A 1,580-nucleotide genomic window follows, 5' to 3' on the forward strand; every position below is an offset into this window, starting at 1 on the left:
CCCTTAAGACAAAATATTTTGGGAGGTCGTGAACAAGTTCGTGCTTAAAGTTTAGGAGGAGATAGTTTGTCAATGCCTCCACAAGGTTCTCAGAGAGATAGACATAGTTTGTATCAAAGTGCTTGTCATAAGTTGCATAAGCGATCTCACTTCTAACCTCCTGAAGGTAGTACTCAAGCTCCAAAAATTCGGCTAAATACTTTGAAACAAGAGGGTTGATAAACGTGTGAGAATACTCGTGAGTGGCCAAGAAAAGGTAAAAGATCTCGGCATATTGCCCGGGCATAAAAGCAACGTAGCCAAAATAATACGCAACTTCACCAACCACTCTGCTCCCAGGGTGAATTCTCAAGGAATAGGAGAGAGCTATGTGAAAAGTCTTATACTGATATCCAAAGAACTCTTCGAACTCCTGAAAGAGCTCTGAAGTGAGTGCTCTTTTGGCCGGCTCTAAAACTTTCTCGTATTCTCCTCTATGGGCCTCATAGAATTCCATAAAGTTGCTCTCCTTTGCAAAACTCACGAGAGCTCTATAAAACTCACTTAAAATGGGGTCATTTTCACTCATATTGCCAAGATAGGGCGTAGATGTCAGTTTTGCCGCAAATCCATTTATTGAGTAGTCTCTTATATAGTGAGGCAAATCTTTAGGAATTGTCTCTCTCATCAAATACACAGCAGGATGATCTCTGTAGGAATCAAAATATGCCAAAACATCGCTAATATAGCTCTGAGGAGCTATTATAAATGGGTCGCTCCCGTTAAATGCTAAGATATACACAATAGCAAAAAGCTCAAGATTTGGATTTACCTCGATGATTATTTCAGGAGCTTCTGCAGAGGCTTGAGGAAAAGTAGAGACAATAACAATGAAGAATAACACAAAGGATGCTCTCTTCATGGCCTCACCTTAATTTGTTGGAAAAGAAGATAAAAAATGTTTCCCTCTCACGAAATGCTATTCATCTCACGCGCCCGCTGGAGACTCCTTCCATCAGGGAGGGGTAGTTGACTTTATTTAATCACTATCTGGTAGGTTCCATAAATTATAAATTCCCCGAGAGGAATTTAGAGTGAGGGAAAGCCATGATAAAAAACAAGCTCATTGTTGTCACTGGAGGAGCTGGGTTCATAGGCTCTCACATTGCAGAAGAGCTTAGCGAAGATAACGATGTAATCGTGATTGATAACCTCTATGTTGGAAAAATTGAAAACGTTCCTCCAAATGTAAGGTTCATTCAAGCTGATATTAGGGATTACAAAAGCATAGCGGAGCTGATTTCTCAAGCAGATTACGTCTTTCATGAGGCGGCTCTTGTGAGTGTGGTTGAGAGTGTAGAAAGGCCACTCTTAACAGAAGAAATAAACGTTCTAGGCACATTAAATATTTTAAAAGCCTTGAGTGATGGGCAGGGAAAACTAATCTTTGCTTCCTCCGCTGCTGTCTATGGGGATAACCAGAAACTACCCCTAAAAGAGAGTGAAAAGCCTAAACCTCTCTCGCCCTATGGGATAACAAAAGTCTCTGCTGAGTATTACTGCAAAGTCTTTTATGAGCTCTATGGAGCCCCAACCGTAAG

Annotated in this window: 2 protein-coding genes; one reads left to right on the forward strand and one right to left on the reverse strand. The window is 40.9% G+C overall.

What is annotated here, in order from left to right:
* A partial coding sequence (locus J7J33_04245) for a DUF4932 domain-containing protein (protein MCD6168501.1) occupies positions 1-901 on the reverse strand: 901 nt, incomplete at its 3' end.
* A gap of 185 nt (positions 902-1,086) precedes the next feature.
* Here J7J33_04245 and J7J33_04250 point away from each other — a divergent pair.
* On the forward strand, positions 1,087-1,580 hold a 494-nt coding region (locus J7J33_04250), incomplete at its 3' end, for an NAD-dependent epimerase/dehydratase family protein (GenBank protein ID MCD6168502.1).

It is taken from the genome of Caldisericia bacterium (assembly GCA_021158845.1).
In the GTDB taxonomy this organism is placed as follows: Bacteria; Caldisericota; Caldisericia; order B22-G15; family B22-G15; genus B22-G15.